Genomic DNA, 19,439 nt, shown 5'->3' on the forward strand with positions numbered 1-19,439 from the left:
GATCGATCATTCAGTCTTCGGCAGATGAATGCCTGGTAGCCGCCAGCCTGCTTGGAGACACGGATGTTCATTCGCTTGCCCGCCATCTTTCGCCGGGGATCAGATGCCTATAATGCCTGGAGCATTGAGACTCGCCGCAAGCTAGCCGCCTTGAAGCGATACCCACGCGCGGCCGTCAGCGCCTATAACGCTGCACACGCGTTCTTGGCCGCGCCTACTCATGAAAATCTGTTCGAGCCGCTTACCCCTGTACTCATTGAGCCTAGAAAGATCCAGCGATATGAGCGCGAGTTACTAAACGGCCTGAGGAACGATCAGGTCAGGAACATTGCGATCACTGGTGAGTACGGGGCAGGGAAGAGCAGCGTGCTTCGTACCTTTGTCCACCGTCACCCAGAATTTGTCTATGCGTTTGTTTCGCTGGCCACATTCGGTAAGGACACCGAAATCTCTGGGGCGTACGAGCTTGTCACTGATACCGACGTGGCCTCGGGGTCTCCGCGCTCATCCGAGTCCTCTGCCAAGGCAGGACAGGTATCTACACCCGAGGAAAATAAAGCTGAGTCCGATCTCGTTGCCCGGATCGAGGAGACGATCGTCCAGCAGCTGCTGTACGCCGTCCCTGCAAAGACACTGCCCAAAACCCGACTTAAAAGGATCGACCAGGCCTCAGGCCTGAAGATCTGGTGGAAAACACTCTGCTATGGCCTCCTCATCTTAGCGGCGCTGAGGCTCTACGTTCCTGTGGCAGAAAAGCTGCCGAAGATTGAACCGGCCTGGCTCCTGGAATGGTTGCTGTGGATCCCGAGTTCGCTCGCAGTCGGGATCGCAGCGTTAGGCTGCATACACCTGCTGCACACGTGCCTGAGGCTCTTTTCGCTGTTCAGCATTGATGGTTTGACACTCAAAGGCGGCAAATTGGAGACCACTCACCATGGCTCCGTTCTGCACAAAAATATCGATGAGATCATTTACTGCTTTGAGCGAAGCAGCATTGACGTGGTGATCATTGAGGATCTCGACCGATTCGGGATTCATGACGTGTTCACCCGATTGCGGGAAATCAATTTCATCATCAAGCAATCACCTCAGGTGAAACGACCTGTCTATTTCGTTTACGCGCTGCGCGATGAAATGTTCGTCGTTGGCGAGAAAACCAAGTTTTTTGACCTCATCGTCCCAGTGATCCCCGTCATCAACTCGGAAAACTCCCAAGAAAAGATGATGGAGCTTCTGAACCTTCGAACCTTCAAATCGAAACCCTTGGGCGAACACCTCGACCGTCGACTGGTGGAGACGGTCTGTTACTAAATCGATGACCTCCGGCTGGTGAAAAATATCGTCAATGAATTCGATATGTTCTCAAATATCCTTGCCAGCGGCTTACGCCTAGAGCCAGACAAGCTGTTTGCGATTGTCGCCATTCGAAATCTGCATCCCGGCGCGTATGCAGACCTGGTCAAACGGCGGGGGTCGATCTATGGGGTCATCAAGGGACTCGATGCCTGGAAAACCCAGCAGAACAGCGCCTTCGCCAAGCGGCTTGATGACTTGCGAGGTGAGCGGGATGAGCGAGTCTCCGAACTGGCCAACAATGTCACTGAGCTGAGGGCCTACGTTTGGTTCACGCTCCTTCGATTGACCGAATCCAGAATCGCGACTCATGTCCGAGGCGGTGGTACCCGTTACACGCCGCAGCAATTCGTAACCGACGAGGTATTCGACTTACTGAAGAGTAACGCCACGATCCTAACAACGGATGCCGAGCAGCAATATGGGCAGGTGACTAGTTACGCCTCTCGGAATGTCTCAATGACTGAGCTGCTCACCGCTACATCCTATGAGCGGCGCCATGCTTTGCTTGAGCGGCGACTTAGCACAATCGCGGACGAAATCGCAGCGGTGCAGAGGCAATCGGATCAGGTCATCAGGATGTCGTTCAAGACCGCGGTCAAGAAAGGTTATGGAGACGTCGTAAGAAACAATCTTCCCGGCTTGGACGTCGTGAGCTATCTAATGCAGCATAGCTTTCTCGATGCCGACTACGCCGACTACCTAGGCTACTTCTATCAGGGATCGCTGACCCCTGGTGATAAAGATCTGATCCTGTCGCTGAGACGTGGCGTGCTGCCCGAGGTATCCACGCATGTCGATAGCCCAAATACCGTGCTTGAAAAGCTCAAGAGCGACGAGCTTGACGAGGGTAGGGGGATCATCGTCGATTTGATCGCCTGTCTCAGTGCCCGACCAACCTCGCCCGCAACTGCCTCAGCAGACGTCCAGCTAAGGCATGTACTGAGGAGCGGCCTAAACGAACACACCGAACGAATGGCCATCGCAGTCGGCGAACTTTTGAGCCGAACAGAAGCGGCTGGATTTATTCATGCTGTGTACCGGCTCGAACCCAAACTGTTCCGTAAACTTTTCGAAGCTAGGGACACGGGGGATGCTGGCGGTGTGCTTGAAGGAAGCGAGGCCCGGCAAACGCTAGTCAAAGCAATCGTGGATAACCTTTCGGAGTCCGACTTCAAAACCTTGACCGATGACGATTCGACGAATCTGGTTCCTACGATCGAGTGCCTGGAAGATGCTTCTCGACTGATGCCAGGGCTAGAAAGCAATGTCGGAGCCTGGGCATGGCTCAGAAACTACCCGATCCAGCTTGCCTCACTTGGCCATGTGATGAGTCTTGCGGAGCTCGAAATGCTGATCGACTGGGGCTGCATCAAGGTGAACCTGCCAATGCTATCTTTGATATGCGCAAAGTCGGAAGCTGGACAGGATTCTAAAGACGCCAAAGCCGAACCTGCAGATGTGGGCATCGTGTCCCTGCGTAGACTGCAGGCTTTGGGCATCAACGGACTCGGTTATTATCTGCTATCTCACGCCGATGAGCTCGCTACAGCGCTGCTGGATCAGTCTGCTGTCCTGGATGAGTCAAGCGAATCATTGGCGAGTCTACTGGCAGAATTGGACGCAAATGATGACCTGGCAGACAGGCTCTTCGACCACACGACATGTGACCTACAGGCACTCACTGACGCCCCGAAGCACCTTTGGGCAAAAGCACTTCAGATTGATCGTTTGGCGGACAAAGCAGAGGCCGTATGGATTTATTACGACAAAATCATCGCACCAGACGGCCACGTTTCGGGCGATGAAAAGGGAGCGGAGTCTGCAACGCTATTCACCGGCTTCATCGCTCGGAACGCATCGTCTCTCAAGGGCAAGCTGTGGAAGTCATCGAGCGCAGATTGGACGCTGCAAGAGTATCTTCTGAACTCCACCGATGTCAGTAATGACGTGCTCAAGAAATTGCTCGATGGCGTCGTGCTCCAAGACCTATCGATGATCAAAGCAGCGTTACCTGCGGGTCGCTGGATCATGCTGGTCGCCTCACCATTTCTGCCATACAGCTCGGATGTCAGGGATATCGTACTGAAGACTTGCCCACACCTCGAAGGCCAGTACCTGGCTGAACGGTGGGATCTAGCAAAGGCAGATATCGATATCGGCTCACTCCAGCTCGACTCGATGCTCACGCTGAGCAGAAGCAAAGCGTTGCCACTCACACAGAAGATTCAAATGTGGTCAGGGCTTAGCCTAGAGAGGATTGAAAGCAAACCCGAAGCGCTTCCTGAGCTCGGCCGTGTATCTACACTGGCCAACCAGGTTGGCGAAAGGTTTGCTGACTCGCTGATGCCTGTGCTGCGACATCTGGTTCGCAACGCAAGCCTCACCCCGGAGCATCGCTCTGAAATGCTGACACAATGTCTCCCAGGGATGAAGTGGCCGGACGTTGCAGCCGCTCTGGCTTTGCTCGACGATGAAGAGTTCAAAACCGTGAGCGCGAAGGTCAAGAAGATCAAGGTAAGAAACACTGAGTCAAATCGGAGGTTGGTCGGCGCGATGAAAGCTGAGGGGTACCTGGCAACGGTGACCCCAGAGGACGAGGTAATCATCGCAACCACCAGGCCATCGTCAATGACTGAGGACGGATGGCTGTAGCCTGATCATTGAAGGAAGCTGCTCACGCGAAACAAGCATCCACCGCTTCGATGGCCTGCTAAGTGGTGAATGTGACCATCTGTGCTGGCTTCCAGTGACTGGTAGCCGATCATTGCCTGATTGGCCCCTTCGGGAAGAGGCGATTGGAGACTATCCCGTGTACCCTGATCATTAGGGCTGACTCCCTAAGCGAAATGTGCTGCTGGCAGTTTGGGTTCTTGATCGGCCGTTGAGCTAATGGAGTAGAGGATACGATGCGCTTGTTACCGCACACTAAGTGTTTCGCCACGAAACCCAGTCTCGCCTTACCTCGCACCCTCAGTACCTGCTCGGTGTCCGTGCTCAACAAGGGGCTAGCCCAACTCACTGTGGCCCATCATCGAGACGCTCAGCCCCGTAGTTTTGGTTTTGCATTAGGCAAGGCGGACTCGCCATTTTTTGACTTATCGAGAAGGAAGTACTCATGAGTAAGCCTTTCAAAGACCGCATTCATGCCATGAATCAGATGTATAAGCTGCCGATCAATAGCGCTCCCACGCTTCTGGCCGATCCAGCGGACAAGCTCAGGAAGTTCAAAGCCACACTGATGGCTGAAGTTCATGAGATCGATGAAATTGTCGAGAAGATCGAGAACGGGGAAGCCGAAATCGATGTCAAGGTTGCCATTGCCGATCTCCTGGGCGACGTGATTGTTTACTGCCGATCTGAGGCCCTGAAATACGGGTTGCCGCTGGAGGACGTCCTGGACGTCATCATGGACAGCAACGAAAGCAAACTGGGAGCGGACGGAAAACCGATCTACGACGAGAACGGGAAGTTCCTCAAAGGCCCGAATTACTGGAAGCCAGAGCCCAAGATCAAAACCTTGCTTCTTGGCACTGAGGACAAAGCGGACGCTTGATCGGAGAAACAGGCTTGAAACCTATCAAACTCGGTAAAACGCGTACGCTCAAAGACATCGAAGCGGCCATTCGCAAGATCTGCGACAGCCCGGGTGAGAGGTTTCTCATTCCGGCAGACATGCTCAGCGCGCGTCATGGTGCTATGCATGATGCCGCACGCCTGCAACTGATCGTTACCCTAGCTAGACAGCAGTTGCAGAGCGACTACCTGGATTTCAACCCGCAGGCCGATGCTCAAGCGCTGCAGCGCAACCTCGCTAACTGTTCGCCAGGTATTGCAGCCTTGCGCCTTTCCAAGGGTATCCGGCTCGGTGAGCAGACATTCAATCGCCGAGAGGTCTTTCAGGAGTCGGTGGAAAGAATGCAGGCCATGGACGCCGGTAGATACAAGGACGTCGTCAGCGGCCGAGTCGTCGATCTAATCTGTGTAGCAGGATCGAAGGTTCACCACCTGCGACCGCTTTTTAGCGCTGAAGGAAAAGTAAAGCCTGCGTCCGAGATGACAACTGAAATGCGCAGACTCATTGACTTCGTCAACAAGCAGAGCGGGCGCACCGGTGTTCCAGACTCTCTCCTCGAAAGCTTGGGCCTGCTCTGTACTGAGCTTGTATCCAACACCCAGGAACACGCGACCTCAGACCATTTGGGCCAAGCGTATCTCGCCCATGTTGAGGGGGTCATGGTCGGCTGGAAGCGACTTGAGGATGAGGTTTTCGCTGAAGACTTCGACGGCAGTGAGGACTTGCGCCGTTACTGGCAGCGAGAGTCATCCACCACCGACAACGACAAGACCAGCCTACGCGCATTGCACATCAGCTTCTTTGACTCAGGCCCGGGATTTGCCCCCAGATTTAGCGGTAGGCCAGTACAAGAGATGTCGCTCGAGGAAGAGCGAGACTACCTGCTCAGATGTCTGCAGCCACGCCAATCCAGCAAGACTTTGGACGCTGCGGGCGTCGGCCTGCCTGCCATCCTGAACGAGCTTCGCAAAGTGGGCGGATTGATCCGTATCCGCTCCGGTCGGCTATGCATCTACAACCAGTTCGAAGAAAACGATTTGCACCGTCTTGATGACGATTTCAGGGATTGGGACACCACCGATTTGGCGCCTGTTGCAGGGGCTGTTGTCACCATCATGATTCCATTGAGGGGCTTGTAATGGAGCGTTTCTATCAATGGATGTCTGCTGTCAGCGACTCCAGTGGCAGTCATGAAGCGTTGGTCGTCTGCTACAACGATTCCGAGCTCTCGGTTCAGCATGCTTTCACTGATATCGAGGAAGCGCTGAAGGCCCAACGGCATCTACCAGACTGCGTCTACATCCTGGGGACGTCTGACCAGTTATCCGTGTTCAAGAGCGGTTGGGCTGATGAGCAAGACCGCCTGGCCAACCTCCTGAAGCGTGGCGAGAAAAACGCGCGCGTATGTGTCCATGAATACGTGTTCCTGGAATGGAATGGCGCAAGCTTCAACCCTCATGTGCTGGGCGGCAAAGAGCTTGTCTACCGTCATGATCCGAGCGCTCTCCTGAGGGATGGTTTGAGAACGCTGATCGAGAAGAACAACGTCATCCATGCAGCGCCGTCCGCGCATTCCTTCAAGCACCCCTCCGGCACACTAAACAACGTGTTCATCCAGACCAGGGAACTGGCGAGCGATGAGGCCGAGGTGTGTGTGGTCGGTTATGCAATTGCACTCGAGTACGGTGCCAGGCTGCGCCAGGCTGGCAAGGTCTACATCGACACCATGGGCATCTATCCATTCGTGAAAAATGCGCTCGCTCGCTTGGACAGCAAGGCCGAAGTCATGAGCTTTCACTCCTACGAGCGGCTGAAGACCATCTACCCGCCGGCAGGTGAGTATTTCTGTGTGGTATCAGCCTCCACATCTGGCGGCATGGCCAAGCAGATGGGTGAGCAGGGTTTCACAGGTGAATGCGTGGCCACACTGATCGATCGCACGGCGGATGGACGATTCGGTGGCGTGCTGGTCGCCCTGGACGACGTTGACTACCCGCTGCCGGTCAAGGCGGAGGAAGGCTGCACGCTGATTGAGATAATAGGGGAGAACTTCTCGGCTAAATCCAAGCCACCCAAGTCGATCACCATATCCTTGAAGCATGACCCGAAGCGGCTGGCCAAATTCCACAAGTACTTCGGTATGGGTGGAATTGATGGATTCAACAGGTCGAGCAAGCTGTTGACGCTCAATCCGGATCTGCTGCTGGCAGACCCTGCCTTCAGGAAATGGCTGGCCGCTGAGATCGACTGGTCGGTCTCTATGGCGACCAACCTGATCGTCTACGCCGACGATGACGGGTCGAAGAAACTCGGCGAAGTGGCCCATGAGATGCTCAGCGAGAAATGGGGAGCTTCCAAGTCAATCCGATGCGTGCCTTACAGCGAGCTTGATCAAGTCGACTTTGAAACTGTCTCCGGGGTGCTGGTCGCGACAGTGGTTGCGCGTGATGGCGGTATTCTGAGGGAGATTAGTCGTGATCTGCGAGCCTACATGGACGCGACCGTGCCACGCAGGTTCCTTGCACCGATCGGAATTCCACAGAGCGCGAGAGCCTGGACGCTCCTCAAGACTTTCCTGATGAAGAACCCCACGCCCCGGGAGTATGGCTTCTCTAACTGGCTGTGCTTACCCATCGGAGATGATGGGAAAGAGAACGCATGGAATCGGTTGACCAAGGTTGTCTCTGCCGGGCAGGTCGATGACGTCGGCTTCACGCCTGCAGTCGCGGACAAGGTTCGTCATCAGGCTCTTGATGAGGCCACTGAGCTGATTGAGGAGCACAAGCACAGCTTCCTGCCAAAACATGATGGCAACGCGCTCGCCTTATCCGACGGTTTTCTGTTCTTCGATGCCACAAGCGATGTGGGCAAGGACTGTGAAAACGTACCGCAAAGCACGGTGTTCTTTACGATTGCTGCCGTCCTGCAGTTCGCTCGGGAGCACGAAGATCATGAGCTGCGCCTGCAACCGACGGGGTATGAGTCCGTGGTGTTATCACCGGAGTGCTTCCTCCGGTTTAACGACAACGTCCTTCAAGCGTCATTCCTCCGGGCGTGCCTCCCTTCGGAGCTTGATTACTCAGCAAGCCCTGAACTGAGCAAGCTGATGAAAGAGTTCATCGCCAAGGTATTTGCCCGGTGGGAGCGGACTTACGGCGATGCCGCCCTGGAGTTTGCCGCCGCCCTGGCCACCGGTACGCTGAAGCTTACGCAGGAAGACACTCGGGCACTGCTCGAGGAGGCTATCGACAATCGTAAGGACAAGGCCTCCAGCCTCCTAGGGTTGCTCCTGCTCACCCAACGGGCGCTGTTCCCTGCCTCTGCAAGGTAGCTAAGAGGGTGTAAACCGATTTTCAATACTGTTAACCGTCGTGGTTTACAGTGCAAAAACTTGGTTTACACCTATCCGTATGACCGCCAGTGACGGGAACACTCCCCCAAAAACTAAGGTTTTCCTTAGTTTTTGGGCATTTTTGGGCGGTCGGCTTAAATATCTAAGCTATTACTTAGTTTTTTCCTAGCATTACGCAGGCTCGAGCAGTGATCGAAAGGGTGATCACCTGGATCGAGCAAATTCCCGGTCATCAGCTTGTTCGACCGAGGCTTGAACGCTCAAGAGAGTAGGGGACACGTATCCTCCAAAGCGCCTTGTCGCAGGTAACTGAGCAAGTGATCTAGCGTGCGGCTCCTTCAAGCCCCGGCGATCCAACGCTCCATCTTCCCTTGAAACCCATCCGCGCAAAACTCCAGATTTGGCCAATAGTTTTGGTACACCTCATAGTCGAGCGCCGCTGCGATCCCGCGGTTCTCGGCGTTCAAAACGCTCCATGCTCGATACATCCGGTGCTGCCAGTCGGTCTCTGTCACTAACCGGTTCGATGTGTTCCATGACCAACCGTCCTTCATAAGCGTTGTAACGAAGAACTCTGCAGCTGCATTCGCACAGCCGGCGTCATGGGCAATCATTCTGTCCAGGATCGAATAGGAAATGCCAATTGCCTGGAAAATCGATACCACTTGGCTGTCCAGTTTCTCACTAGATTGCGGAGCGTATGAGGCGCCAGTCTGCTGCGGGATGAAGGCGAAAACGGTAGTGATCGCGGAGTTCATGGTTGCTGCCTTTATTATTTATTGTTGTTTAATTTCATGATGCCCATGGAGCAAGCGTCGCCGCAACACGTCGCATGGTGTCTGCCCGGGTATTCCTGAATCGAAGCCATGAGGCAAGCGGAGCGCGCAAGCACGAGGATGGAAGCCCGGAGGGCCAAGACCCAGACGCAGTCGGGCTTGGTTCACGACAGCCGTGCCGCAGGCCGTGCCCAGCCCTCAGGAGTTTCTGCGTCTGGTTTCACCGCGATACGTGATCGCGAACTAAGCGCCTCACCTGCATGCTTGCCCTAGTCATGAATCGAGGTTTTCATGTGCTTGGAGATCGGAATCGCGAAAGAGTACAAATGTACTCAAAAGGACTCATGACGACTCATCACCTCCATCTCGCTCATTGAGTCGGCGTGGTTTTAAGCGCTTATTGATTGACGATTAACACCATATAGCGATCCGTGAATCACTCCTGTGCAGCTTGCGAGTAGCCTGTAGTGTCTTTGAAGTATCAGCTCACGAGATCTGCTTGATGCACCATAAGACACCAGACGGTCGCTACTTTGTAGTCAAAGGGCAGCTATGGCGCTGCAGCAATCCCGCGCTATCTGATGAGGAGCGTCAGCACCTGGTGCAGGTACTGATGGAGGCGCGACGAGCAGTAAAAGAAGCGAAGGCATCGGATGATGCAGATCAAATGCGTAACGCTCGAGCGGCTGTAGACCAGGCGAAAAGGGCACTAGGGGAGAGGGGCACGGTGTGGTGGAGCGACGGGAGTCCGGACTACAACCGCTACAAAGCTATTAACACGCCCTACGCTGAGTGGTACCGCTCACTGCCCGAGCCGTAGCGATCATATGCGCAGAGACACAGATTTTGAGCCCACCTATTGCTTGACGCTCGCCGCCACTAGTTCCGCGATGCCTTGCCGCACGGCATCGATGTTGTCGTCGAGGGTCGTCAGTGCACCATTCACATTTTCGACCACACTGCTTGCTCCTCGGTCACCAACCCACTTGGCGAGCTCTTCGACGGCGGCGCGCAACGCATCCTGGTTATGGCTGAGGCGCTCAAGGACTTCAGCGGCTGTCCGTAGCTCTTTCATGATTAGCGTGTCCTGGTAAGGTTGGCAGCAAACCTTGTATCACGATTTCCCGCGGTATAGCTGGCGCCTTGGTGTGTCATGTGGCCCCTGGTCGCTCTCCCTGACTTGGCTGGTGGGGGCTACCTGGTGGAATGAAGGTATCTCAGACTGACTGCCAGAGGGCATACCCCTAGGAGGGCTGGTACGTTTTTTTGCGAGATCCTACCTGATGCTCAATCGAACTCGTGAATCCCCGCAGGGCCAGGTGTCGATATAAAATCCTGTTAACCGATGTGCTGGTCGGGTTTGTCGCCGGCACATGACGCATTTTGAGGAGCAACACCTGGTGTTCAGGACGTTCATGGAGTTGATGTATGTGGTGAGCGTGGCTTTCACAGTACTCGCGTTCATTTTTTTACCGTGCATGATCCTGAGTCTCGGAGCGATGCTCGTGCTAGGCATCGACGACAGATTTGTGAGCCCTGTTGTGGCTTACATCGCATTCCCAGTGGCCGTTGTCATCAGCGGGTATTTGCTGCTTCGCTTCTGGAAGCAAATCACCGAAATCATCCAGTCGATTTCACCGTGGTGACTCTCAGGCTGAACCATCAGTCGCTCTCAGTGGCTCCCTCAGTTTCAGGTTTTAGCGATGGCGCTTGCACGGGTAGCAATGGAGGAATACCTGAGATGTCTGAATTGAAGCGAACACTTTTGGGTATGGCCGAAGCAGGTGAGCCACTGCTGAGGCAAGCGCTTGAAGCGATTCGAGCCTATAACGATGCGGTGGCTCACAATCGACCTCCAGCTGAAACTGAACGGCTGCGCCTTGAGGCAGACCATCTCTATCAGACTGTGATCGACTACCAGCTTCATAAAGCCGGTGCCTTGGGCGAGTCGCTCCATTAGCGCGGCTTCACTGTGCCAGTGCGGCATCATTAATGGCTACGATTGCATGAGGGAAACGAGTGATTTGGTTTCTGGGGGATGTTCATGGGCGCTTTGATCATGTGATCAGACTGGTGAAGCTTCACCGTCCCGAAGCAGTGGTCTTCCTGGGTGACCTAGAATGCAGTTTGCCCCTGGACATGATCCTGCGCCCGATCCTAGAGCAGACAGAGATCTGGTTCATTCACGGCAACCATGATAGCGATCGTCCAGCCTACTGGCATAACCTCCATGGGTGCGGCCTCGCTGATCGCAGCCTACATGGCAGGGTAGTGGAGATTGCTGGCCATCGTATAGCGGGGCTGGGTGGCACGTTTGAGTCGCAAGTCTGGCTACCAGGCAGCACTGATACCGGCATCCAGAATTACGGGGACTTCCTCGAGCACCTGGCGCTAAGGCCACAGCACGCAGACATACTCGTGACGAAAAGGCAGCACGCGCTGTCAGCAATCTACCCGGATGACTACTTCGCACTCGCAATGGAGAAGGCGGATATTCTGGTCTGTCACGAAGCTCCCAGCTGCCACCCATATGGGTACAGAGAGATTGATGAAATAGCTCTGGCAATCGGGGCAAGGATGGTCGTGCACGGTCACCATCATGACTCGCTTGATTATCGACGGGCGTGGCCGAAGCTGGGGTTTGAGGCACACGGGGTAGCATTTAGATCCATCATGGCCATCGATGGCTCGATCATCACTTGATGGGTTGATAACGGCGCTGGCGCTATGCAACCAGATTTCATGTCGCTCCAACCCACGTACTCCATGAGCGTTTAATCCCCCAGCCTTAGTTTCCCGCACACCCGGGAAACCTAAGCCGCAACGAGTGATGCACTGTAGCTCTCGGACGGAAACCAGAGTTAATGGAAGGGGCATTTCCTGATCTTTTACGTTTGCTGGCGCTATCATCAGAGCATTGACAGTACACGGATACTCGAACAGATGTTTTACCTGTACGTAGATGGAAATGAGAACGATGCTGTTGTGACCGAGCTCGTCGCTGCCTTCCGTGCTCTCATTAGCGAGTGGGCTAAACAGGGCGCGTTCCTTGTGAACCAGAAACACGAAGGTGGTGAGGGACATTCGGAGAGTGAGCTACCCGATTGGGACATAGGGTTGAATCTCCCTTTGGAAGGCTATGGTATCCCGCAGGCTAACCGGCTGATCCCCTTTGTGCAGGAGCTTGCCGTCACTACAGGCTGCGAATTCGTATTTGGCGTTTCTAATGCCCACGGAGTCTGCCAGGATCTGGTTTATCTTGACTCGCACTCCGGGTCACATGAGCAGTCCGTCCTAAACAGCCTCCTGAAGGATCCGAGCACTCCCTCAGACTGCTCGAGCGGCCGCTAAGGAAGCTGTTACGTAATCCGTCGACGTGAAATTTAACCCTTCGCGAATACAGAAAGAGATCACTCTGGAGGCTAGACCAACCGCCGCTTACCGCTGTAGTTGGTCACGGCTGAATATCGCCGAAATCACGAACCTATCGGACATTTGAGCTCGACGAGACCGGCTCATGAGGATGATCGTACAGAGGGAACACGATGAGACTGAACAAAGAACTGGTTCGAGAAGTTTTGCTAGCAGTCGAAGCGAGTGACAAATCACCGCACTCCTGGATTGACGTTTCTAGCGAAGGTCACAAAGCGGAAGTGGTCGCATACCATGTGATGCTGCTTGATGAGGCCGGGCTCCTTGTAGCCCAAGATCTAAGCTCCATGAGCAGGTTCGACTGGAGACCCAAGCGTCTAACTATCAGCGGCCATGAGTACCTAGACACCATAAGAGACGACGAGGTCTGGCGCCTCACCAAGGCTGGGGCTGAGAAAGCCGGAGGAGCAAGCCTGGCCATCATGCTTGAACTCGGGAAAGCCTATGGAAAGCAGGTGCTCAAGGATCGTTTAGGAATAGATATCCTTTGATCGTGCCACGCCACCGCCATGCACTGCGAGCGGTGGGCCACGGCTCACAACAGGAAGTTTATCCTGCAGCCTCGATCAATGAGTCATAAAGGCGAAGACGAGGAGCGTCGCCTGGGCTGTCGAGCTGTTCAATCAATGCCTTCAGAAGGTGATAGCGGTCGTATGCGTTGGGTTCATAATTCGCAGAACGATCACGCCAAGCCTTTGAATGAGGGCTACAGCCTCAGCAGCGATCGCAATTCTGAAACAAGCGCCACTCCAGTTCATACCACAATAGAGAACGACATGTCCTTCACTCAGGCGCATCAGACAGCAATGGCGCAGCAGCGCAACAGGGGGCGGTGCCTTCACTACGAAAATGGGGCCCGCTGCGACGCCATCATCTCCGCGCACTCAATTCAGAAGGGTGGCCAGCTCAACCTGATCGTAGAGCAAGGTCATGTCTACCAGCTGTCCGCCGATCTCACCACGTTAAAATCCACCGGGGGTAAGCCTCAACTGAAGAAAGTGGGCATCAACAAGGTGTCCACCTTCCGTGTATGTGCAAGCACCACGACAATAGATTGTTCGCACCAATCGATGACAGACCACTGGCATTCGATCACGAACAGATAGCTCTCTATGCGTACCGCAGCATTTGTCGTGAGTACTTCGTCAAAGAAAACGCCGCACGCTCTCTAGCAGCGATGATCGACCACCCTGACGTACCCCAGGCAAACCGCCAATTGCTGGTGAACTCAGCTCAAGGGCAGGCATTTGGTTTTCAACACCTTCACCGACACAAGCTCATCTACGATGCGGCGATCTCACAAGGCAATTTCGCTGAGTTTCGATTCATCGTTTTTCGGTCGAGCTCCCCTTGCTCGGTGCAGGCCTCGGGGCTGCTTTTCCCTGATTATGACTTTCTTGGTCGCAAGTTTCAGGATCTCGGGCCAGAGGCCGAGGCGCTCGACTTACTGACTTTCTTTACCGCTCCCACGCAGAACGGTTGGGCGTATGTGCTCGCCTGGCATGAGTCGAGCGACCAATCCTGTCAGTGGGTGCGCGAGTCCATGCAGGAAGGCTTTAACAGGGGGGCGAAGCTTGAGGATATGCTGATGCGGCTTTCGCTGGCCTGTGAGAATCATGCTATTCGAATCTCCTGGTGGAACGGCTTACTCCCATCGGCCCAGGGCGCAGGGCTTGCCGCACTGTCAGTAGGTACTGATCCAAGAATAGCAACACCACCAGACTATCTCGCTCATGGATGCGAGGGCCTTGCTGACTGGACGTTTGATTATGTCCAGGACGGAGCAGCAATTTTGATCACCAAAGTGACTGTGTAGGTTCAGGCAGCGGTTGCGATGCCGGTCTGAAAATCAAGTATTCTGCTCCCGGCCGGTTCCTTGCTTACAGGCCTGTCAGCCCCAGGGCCGTGGGGACAGCTATTAGATCCTGAGCTCCAATTGAGGCCGAGGAGGGTTCCCCACCGCCGAGCAAATATTAAATTCACAGCTAACATCGAACGCAGCCAGTTGAGCTACCCATCGCTCGACCTCGGCATCCCAGTCCGAGCTACAGAAATCTGTATTGGGCCAGTAATTATGTAGCTTCTTGTAATCAAGCTGCAGGGCTTTGGTTCTCTCGGCCGCACCGATTACGCACCAAGCTGCACGCATGCGGTCTTTCCAAATCGGCGCAGACAGTATGTGCACCGGGTCGAAGGGTTCAAACCCCAACGCTGCGACCTCCGCATCGAAACCCAACATGGCGCTTTCACATGAGCACTTTGTCCCTTAGCCTCTGTCTCGCGTTCCTAAGTGCTTGACCGACCGCGCTCGCTCTTGATCATGTGAGTGGTAGTAAGTGTTCTGGGTAGTCGCCAGGTTGGAATGCCTCAGGTCGTACTGGAGATCCTTCGCGTTTCTGAACGGCGCATCAAAGGTCGCCGAGGTATGACGTAGCCAGTGCGATGATGCTACGCGCAGGCTGTCCATTTCATAAGGCTCACGTCCTTCTTCACGCATTCTGACGAGCGCTTGATCAAAAACGGTTTGGAGGAGGGCGCGCACCTGTCGATCCGAGAGGCCTGGGCGACCGCTCAGCGTTTTCAGGAGTGGAGTTTTCTCCTGATAAGTAGGCAATGGACTCAGTCCAAAGAAAGTACGGTACCTTGTGAGATACTTCGTTACATACTCATCCCGCACTGCAATTTTTGCGGACTTGTTGCCCTTACCCACAACATGGAACCACCAGTTTCCATCAGCGTCTAGACGAAAGTCCCCCATGGTGGGCTGCCAGTTGGTACGCCCTACGATGTCCGATATGCGCAAGTACATGCTGAACATTGTAACGAGCACAAATAGGGTGCGCTCATGTTTCCTTGGGTCAGCAGCGGCCATGGATTCTGCAGTATCGATCACATAATCCCATTGCAAAGGGGTTAACGCCCGAGAAGTGCTGGATTCTAGCTGAGATGAACTGTACTGCCCCTTCTTAGTAACCTTCCGAAACGGATTCGAACTAGCGATTTCTTCTTCCACTAGATATTCATAAAAGCCGTTTGCAATCTTAAATACATTGCTCATGCTACCGATTGATGAGTGATAGTCGGCCGACGAATTATCTCGAACACTTTCACTTAGGCTGCGATTTTGTTTCGGGGCGCGCAGTGTGAAAGGCTTCCATTTTGGGTTGGCCGCTAATTCCAGGCCCGGTGGCTGACCAGCACTACTTAAAGCATTTTCTGAAATGAATCTATTACGAATGATTGGCCCAACCCAAGCGGCTGGCGGTTGCTTGCAAAACTCAAGATACGCTTCAGCATCAAGCCGTTTCAACTCGTGCACAGGCTTCTGGCGGACGATCAGCGCCCAGAGAAATAGCCGCTCAACGTGGCCTCGGTACGTGCTGTATGTGAGCGCGTTGTCGGCATAACACCTCAGATAGCCCCTTATGGCCAGGAACCCTGGGATGGCTTTGAGTTCGGGAGCAAAGCCTTCCAAGAATCGCGCTACGCTGGCGATCGATGGCCGGCCTACAGTGAAATCTTGATCAACGAAATCACTATGAGATTCAAATATGGGCCGGGGATTGCAGGTCATCTTACATACCGTAAAAGGCCGGTCGACGTCAGCAATTGAAACTTCCTAATCTGGCTGTTTTAGGAAGTTTTCACCTCCTGCACCGCCCGCTTCAATCACTCACTTCAATCGACTGGCCATAGTTAATGGGAATTGCCGGATAGTAGCGCCAAGTTTGGCCGGCCGCAACCTCGGCAAATTTTTCGCCCATCCACTCCATCCGTCAGTGACCATCATGCTTGCTTGACATATGACATGAAACGCATTAAGCGATATTCGGAGTTGTGGATCTGCCTGGCCGCGTCATATATGAGCAATTTGCATCTGGCAGCGTTAGGCATTGGTAATGCCTTGTCGCTCAGATAAATTTCGGTTTATAAGAATATTGTTATTTTCGCTTCAGGCGCCACCTTCGGGTGCGAGACCTAAGGAGCTAGGCGAATTTCCTTTATATTGTTTGTAGGATGAGGAAGCCTCTTTAAGGCTCTTTAGTCACTGGCGTGAAGTGGCAATATAAGTATAAATACGCTTACTCACCCCAATATCCATTTGGCTCCCGAAAGTGTCCACATTTAAAGCTTACTCATACGAAAGTGTCCGCATTATTGTCGTGCAGGTCGATTTCGGAAAGTGTCCGCATTGACTGCACATAACACCGAAGGCAGCAGAAGTGGGGATTCCGCCTGGTGGTTGCTCAGGGCGGGCTTTGGAAAGTGTCCGCATTATCGTCGCGTTCGCAGGAAAACGGCTCGGAGCGTCGTTCGTGGATCAGCTGTGCGAAAGCTTTGCTACTAGGGGGTTTCCAGGGAGCTGAATTCCAGGATCGACATCGAGGGCACTCCTGTGAGGCCCGGAGCGCGTGGCTTTGAGCGTTTGTCTGCTTGGTGCTGCGGGGCTTTAGGGGCCACAGGGTGCGTGTATTTCAGATGAGAACTGTGGCTCGTTGAGCGTTGAAAATACGGAAAGTGTCCTGATTATGGGGTTCGCCGTGTTCGCAGGAAGGTGTCCGCATTAGGTGCAAAAAACCCTGGAGGCGTTGGATTGACTCGCTTACAGGGGTGGTTCTGTAAATCCCGTTGATTACTCGAGTGTCCTGATAGCGCAGAAAACCGGAGCAACGGTTCAAACGAGCGTTTTTTGACGAGGCCCAATGGATTCAAGGGTTTGCGGAAGGTGCTCAGAGGTAGAAGTGTCCGCATTTCTGAGGTTTGCTGGCGTTCGGAAGCAACCCCGAGAGGCTGGAGGCCCTATGGGCTGGGGGTTGCGGGGGTTTAAGGGGCAGGAGTGTCCGTGATTCGCAACGGTTACAACGAGTGTCCAAATAGTAGAGGAAACGACACTTATGAACATATCTGACATAGCACCTGATTTAACATAATATACATTATGCGAACATTCCTATACGGAGTTGGGGGGCTCTGGTGGTCAGATTTGAAGCCTGACGGCGCCTCCTGCTTTCAGCTTGGCGATGCTGAGATCACTGCGTGCTTGAATGCCGCCCGACAAACGTTGCCTCACCAATTGACGGAGAAATTGCATGTGGCTTTGCACAGAATGGAAAATCGACTGGGACGCTGTGGCTGCTGTCGCAACGGCTGCTGCTGCAATCATCGCACTTATTATCTGGAGCTTTGACAAGGCTCAAAGAAAACGTGAACGGGCCGCAAGCGCGAAGCTCCTAGCTCAGATCATGACAACACCGGTTGGAGCTACCCAGATAGAAATCGCAAAATTCAGATGCTATGAGGTGCCTTCTGATAGCGACCAAACATACTTACTGGACGTGCGAAATGATGAAAGCGCCCGAAAATATTTGGCTGCTCAAGCGTCGAAAATCACCATCGATCTACCATCTCAATTCTTAGATAAAGCTGACATCTTCAGCGAGACAGTCAACAACAGGCTTGCGAATGCATTCTCACAAGTGAACCGCCTAAAAAAGATGTCCAGCCTGCTAGCTGATCTACCAGACTCGGCGTTAGAAGAAGAAATTTCCCAGCACCTTATGGCGGTTCTCAACCAAATCAAAGAGGCGGAACAAGCCACTGCAGAAGCTTTCCAGGCTCTCATAAAGGCCGGAAAATCCTCTTAAGTTTAGGTCTGCCCTACTCCACTCTAATAGCTAAATCATATAACTATGCTAAATAGTCATTTAGTGTAGTTATATTGGGGTATCTACCAATCGCGGCGTAAGCAACAAAACTAGCTCGGTTTCAGACTTCACAGTCGACGTGCTGTTGAACAACCATTTCAGCCCCGGAATCTGTCCAAAAACGGCACGTTGCGAACCACAGTGCTATCGGTGTCCGAATATACACCTCCCAAAGCAACATTCCTGCCGAACCCCGAAAGCACGCGAGACGTAAGCGACGTGGTATTGATCGGCGGCACTCCGTTCATTGCCTTCGAATAATATTGCTGATACTGAACCTGGAAGCCTTTGATAATCTTCGCCTGATGCCGGTCAGTTGTGAACACGTGTGGGTTGGAGATTACACATCCCCTACCCGCCTGCTCATGGCGTTCAGCTCTGCATCCAAATTGAACGACCGTAAGCGCTCCATGAGTCCCACGTTCAAAGCGCCCAACTGATCCCGTCGGCCTTCCCCTCGCCTACCAAGGCCAGCGGGCACGCGATCTTTTATCACCAGTGCCGCAGAGTGTGAGCAACTGACGGATCCCCTCCAGTGCCGGCCCATCAATCATCCTGGCAAAGACCGGGTCGGCGATTTCGCGGCTGAATTAACCAATGCCTCTTCAATCCCGCGCAGCGCCAGACCTCGGTCACGTCACTAGCGATATCACCAGGTCTGCAATATTGAGAGGCGCGAATGCCACGGTCAGCAGCGCATAGGCCTTGCGCGATCTGGCGGCAAACACACACAGCGGAAACACGATCATGACCACGTCAAACGCGCCCCAAAGCGCCATGGGCGAAACGCCGAACAACAGAATGTTGACGATGAACCCAAGCAGGTAATAGCCCGACAAGAATAACAGCGCGTAGCGGCCATCCTGCTCGAAGTACACGCGAAGCCCTTCGCGCTCGTCCTCGCTGCGGCTGGGCAAGATCAGCGCCGAGGAAACGAACAGCGCAAGTGCCAGCAGCACCAACAGCAAAAACTCCTGGAACGAGAAGGTCGCCCTGACTTGCGGCAGCGAATTGACCGCCCACCAGAAATCCATCTGGGTGGTGAAGAGCATGACCGCCCAGACCAGAGCCACCCAGTCTGGAGCAGCGTTGCGACGGATTCGGAAGACGGTCAGCGCCCCTAGAAGCAGGCGTGTCACAGAAAGGCCCAAAACCATGGATAGGACGGTAGCAACGATAGGGAAATTGCTCATGGTGCCTCCTACTGACCAAGACTCTGGACAGCGTAGGCGGCGAACAGCAAA

16 protein-coding genes and 1 pseudogene are annotated in these 19,439 nt (G+C 53.9%); 12 read left to right on the plus strand and 5 right to left on the minus strand.

Going from position 1 to position 19,439, the window contains the following annotated elements; genetic code table 11:
• The first annotated feature begins 63 nt into the window (after positions 1 to 63).
• The 4 genes and pseudogenes from AC58X1_RS03135 (at position 64) to AC58X1_RS03150 (ending at position 8,261) form a co-directional block, all read left to right on the plus strand.
• Positions 64 to 4,008, plus strand: a pseudogene (locus tag AC58X1_RS03135) (YobI family P-loop NTPase).
• A 463-nt stretch (positions 4,009 to 4,471) separates the two neighbouring features.
• Positions 4,472 to 4,909 (plus strand): pyrophosphatase, encoded by a 438-nt coding sequence (locus AC58X1_RS03140; RefSeq protein WP_411563141.1) that lies wholly within the window; start codon positions 4,472 to 4,474, stop codon positions 4,907 to 4,909.
• On the plus strand, positions 4,906 to 6,069 hold the full coding sequence (locus AC58X1_RS03145; RefSeq protein ID WP_497428313.1) for a hypothetical protein: 1,164 nt from the start codon (positions 4,906 to 4,908) through the stop codon (positions 6,067 to 6,069). Before AC58X1_RS03140 ends, AC58X1_RS03145 begins: the two co-directional genes overlap by 4 nt.
• A complete protein-coding gene (locus tag AC58X1_RS03150) occupies positions 6,069 to 8,261 on the plus strand; it encodes a hypothetical protein (RefSeq protein WP_497428314.1) in 2,193 nt (730 codons plus the stop codon). Before AC58X1_RS03145 ends, AC58X1_RS03150 begins: the two co-directional genes overlap by 1 nt.
• A gap of 359 nt (positions 8,262 to 8,620) precedes the next feature.
• Here AC58X1_RS03150 and AC58X1_RS03155 read toward each other — a convergent pair whose 3' ends face one another.
• On the minus strand, positions 8,621 to 9,040 hold the full coding sequence (locus AC58X1_RS03155; protein ID WP_497428315.1) for a hypothetical protein: 420 nt from the start codon (positions 9,038 to 9,040) through the stop codon (positions 8,621 to 8,623).
• Positions 9,041 to 9,560: 520 nt separating this feature from the next.
• Between AC58X1_RS03155 and AC58X1_RS03160 the strand changes: the two genes are divergently transcribed.
• Positions 9,561 to 9,878: a hypothetical protein gene (locus tag AC58X1_RS03160; protein WP_411563137.1), complete on the plus strand. Its 318-nt coding sequence runs from the start codon at positions 9,561 to 9,563 to the stop codon at positions 9,876 to 9,878.
• A 36-nt stretch (positions 9,879 to 9,914) separates the two neighbouring features.
• On the opposite strand, the gene AC58X1_RS03165 is transcribed toward AC58X1_RS03160, so the two are convergent.
• On the minus strand, positions 9,915 to 10,133 hold the full coding sequence (locus AC58X1_RS03165) for a hypothetical protein (protein WP_105641280.1): 219 nt from the start codon (positions 10,131 to 10,133) through the stop codon (positions 9,915 to 9,917).
• A 340-nt stretch (positions 10,134 to 10,473) separates the two neighbouring features.
• Between AC58X1_RS03165 and AC58X1_RS03170 the strand changes: the two genes are divergently transcribed.
• The 6 genes from AC58X1_RS03170 to AC58X1_RS03195 all read left to right on the plus strand — a co-directional run bounded on the left by AC58X1_RS03170 (position 10,474) and on the right by AC58X1_RS03195 (position 14,306).
• Entirely contained in the window at positions 10,474 to 10,704 is a 231-nt protein-coding gene (locus tag AC58X1_RS03170) for a hypothetical protein (RefSeq protein WP_497428316.1), read from the plus strand.
• A 95-nt stretch (positions 10,705 to 10,799) separates the two neighbouring features.
• Complete coding sequence (locus AC58X1_RS03175; RefSeq protein ID WP_411563135.1) at positions 10,800 to 11,018, plus strand: hypothetical protein; 219 nt, start codon at positions 10,800 to 10,802, stop codon at positions 11,016 to 11,018.
• 59 nt (positions 11,019 to 11,077) lie between these two features.
• On the plus strand, positions 11,078 to 11,761 hold the full coding sequence (locus AC58X1_RS03180; protein WP_497428317.1) for a metallophosphoesterase family protein: 684 nt from the start codon (positions 11,078 to 11,080) through the stop codon (positions 11,759 to 11,761).
• 842 nt (positions 11,762 to 12,603) lie between these two features.
• Positions 12,604 to 12,981 carry a DUF2513 domain-containing protein gene (locus AC58X1_RS03185; RefSeq protein WP_497428318.1) on the plus strand — a complete coding sequence of 126 codons (378 nt, stop codon included), beginning with the start codon at positions 12,604 to 12,606 and terminating at the stop codon, positions 12,979 to 12,981.
• A gap of 78 nt (positions 12,982 to 13,059) precedes the next feature.
• Complete coding sequence (locus AC58X1_RS03190) at positions 13,060 to 13,596, plus strand: hypothetical protein (RefSeq protein WP_497428319.1); 537 nt, start codon at positions 13,060 to 13,062, stop codon at positions 13,594 to 13,596.
• On the plus strand, positions 13,545 to 14,306 hold the full coding sequence (locus AC58X1_RS03195; protein WP_497428320.1) for a hypothetical protein: 762 nt from the start codon (positions 13,545 to 13,547) through the stop codon (positions 14,304 to 14,306). Before AC58X1_RS03190 ends, AC58X1_RS03195 begins: the two co-directional genes overlap by 52 nt.
• Positions 14,307 to 14,756: 450 nt before the next feature.
• On the opposite strand, the gene AC58X1_RS03200 is transcribed toward AC58X1_RS03195, so the two are convergent.
• Positions 14,757 to 16,064 carry a tyrosine-type recombinase/integrase gene (locus AC58X1_RS03200; RefSeq protein ID WP_497428321.1) on the minus strand — a complete coding sequence of 436 codons (1,308 nt, stop codon included), beginning with the start codon at positions 16,062 to 16,064 and terminating at the stop codon, positions 14,757 to 14,759.
• A 1,516-nt stretch (positions 16,065 to 17,580) separates the two neighbouring features.
• On the opposite strand from AC58X1_RS03200, the gene AC58X1_RS03205 reads away from it, so the two are divergent.
• Positions 17,581 to 18,135, plus strand: a complete 555-nt coding sequence (locus AC58X1_RS03205) for a hypothetical protein (protein WP_497428322.1) — start codon at positions 17,581 to 17,583, stop codon at positions 18,133 to 18,135.
• A 69-nt stretch (positions 18,136 to 18,204) separates the two neighbouring features.
• On the opposite strand, the gene AC58X1_RS03210 is transcribed toward AC58X1_RS03205, so the two are convergent.
• Together AC58X1_RS03210 and AC58X1_RS03215 are read right to left on the minus strand one after the other, a co-directional pair.
• The gene (locus AC58X1_RS03210; RefSeq protein ID WP_401181086.1) at positions 18,205 to 18,306 is read right to left on the minus strand and encodes a hypothetical protein; all 102 of its coding nucleotides are present in this window, start codon (positions 18,304 to 18,306) and stop codon (positions 18,205 to 18,207) included.
• 521 nt (positions 18,307 to 18,827) lie between these two features.
• Positions 18,828 to 19,388 (minus strand): hypothetical protein, encoded by a 561-nt coding sequence (locus tag AC58X1_RS03215; protein WP_101319358.1) that lies wholly within the window; start codon positions 19,386 to 19,388, stop codon positions 18,828 to 18,830.
• Between the last annotated feature and the right edge of the window lie 51 nt (positions 19,389 to 19,439).

This window comes from Pseudomonas sp. PGPR N4 (assembly GCF_059693665.1).

What these genes read in the sequence shown, in the direction of transcription:
- AC58X1_RS03155 (WP_497428315.1), bottom strand. Translation starts at nt 9,040, where the DNA reads ATGAACTCCGCGATCACTACCGTTTTCGCCTTCATCCCGCAGCAGACT.
- AC58X1_RS03190 (WP_497428319.1), top strand. Translation starts at nt 13,060, where the DNA reads ATGAGTCATAAAGGCGAAGACGAGGAGCGTCGCCTGGGCTGTCGAGCT.
- AC58X1_RS03160 (WP_411563137.1), top strand. Translation starts at nt 9,561, where the DNA reads ATGCACCATAAGACACCAGACGGTCGCTACTTTGTAGTCAAAGGGCAG.
- AC58X1_RS03200 (WP_497428321.1), bottom strand. Translation starts at nt 16,064, where the DNA reads ATGACCTGCAATCCCCGGCCCATATTTGAATCTCATAGTGATTTCGTT.
- AC58X1_RS03185 (WP_497428318.1), top strand. Translation starts at nt 12,604, where the DNA reads ATGAGACTGAACAAAGAACTGGTTCGAGAAGTTTTGCTAGCAGTCGAA.
- AC58X1_RS03215 (WP_101319358.1), bottom strand. Translation starts at nt 19,388, where the DNA reads ATGAGCAATTTCCCTATCGTTGCTACCGTCCTATCCATGGTTTTGGGC.
- AC58X1_RS03170 (WP_497428316.1), top strand. Translation starts at nt 10,474, where the DNA reads ATGGAGTTGATGTATGTGGTGAGCGTGGCTTTCACAGTACTCGCGTTC.
- AC58X1_RS03140 (WP_411563141.1), top strand. Translation starts at nt 4,472, where the DNA reads ATGAGTAAGCCTTTCAAAGACCGCATTCATGCCATGAATCAGATGTAT.
- AC58X1_RS03175 (WP_411563135.1), top strand. Translation starts at nt 10,800, where the DNA reads ATGTCTGAATTGAAGCGAACACTTTTGGGTATGGCCGAAGCAGGTGAG.
- AC58X1_RS03165 (WP_105641280.1), bottom strand. Translation starts at nt 10,133, where the DNA reads ATGAAAGAGCTACGGACAGCCGCTGAAGTCCTTGAGCGCCTCAGCCAT.
- AC58X1_RS03150 (WP_497428314.1), top strand. Translation starts at nt 6,069, where the DNA reads ATGGAGCGTTTCTATCAATGGATGTCTGCTGTCAGCGACTCCAGTGGC.
- AC58X1_RS03205 (WP_497428322.1), top strand. Translation starts at nt 17,581, where the DNA reads ATGTGGCTTTGCACAGAATGGAAAATCGACTGGGACGCTGTGGCTGCT.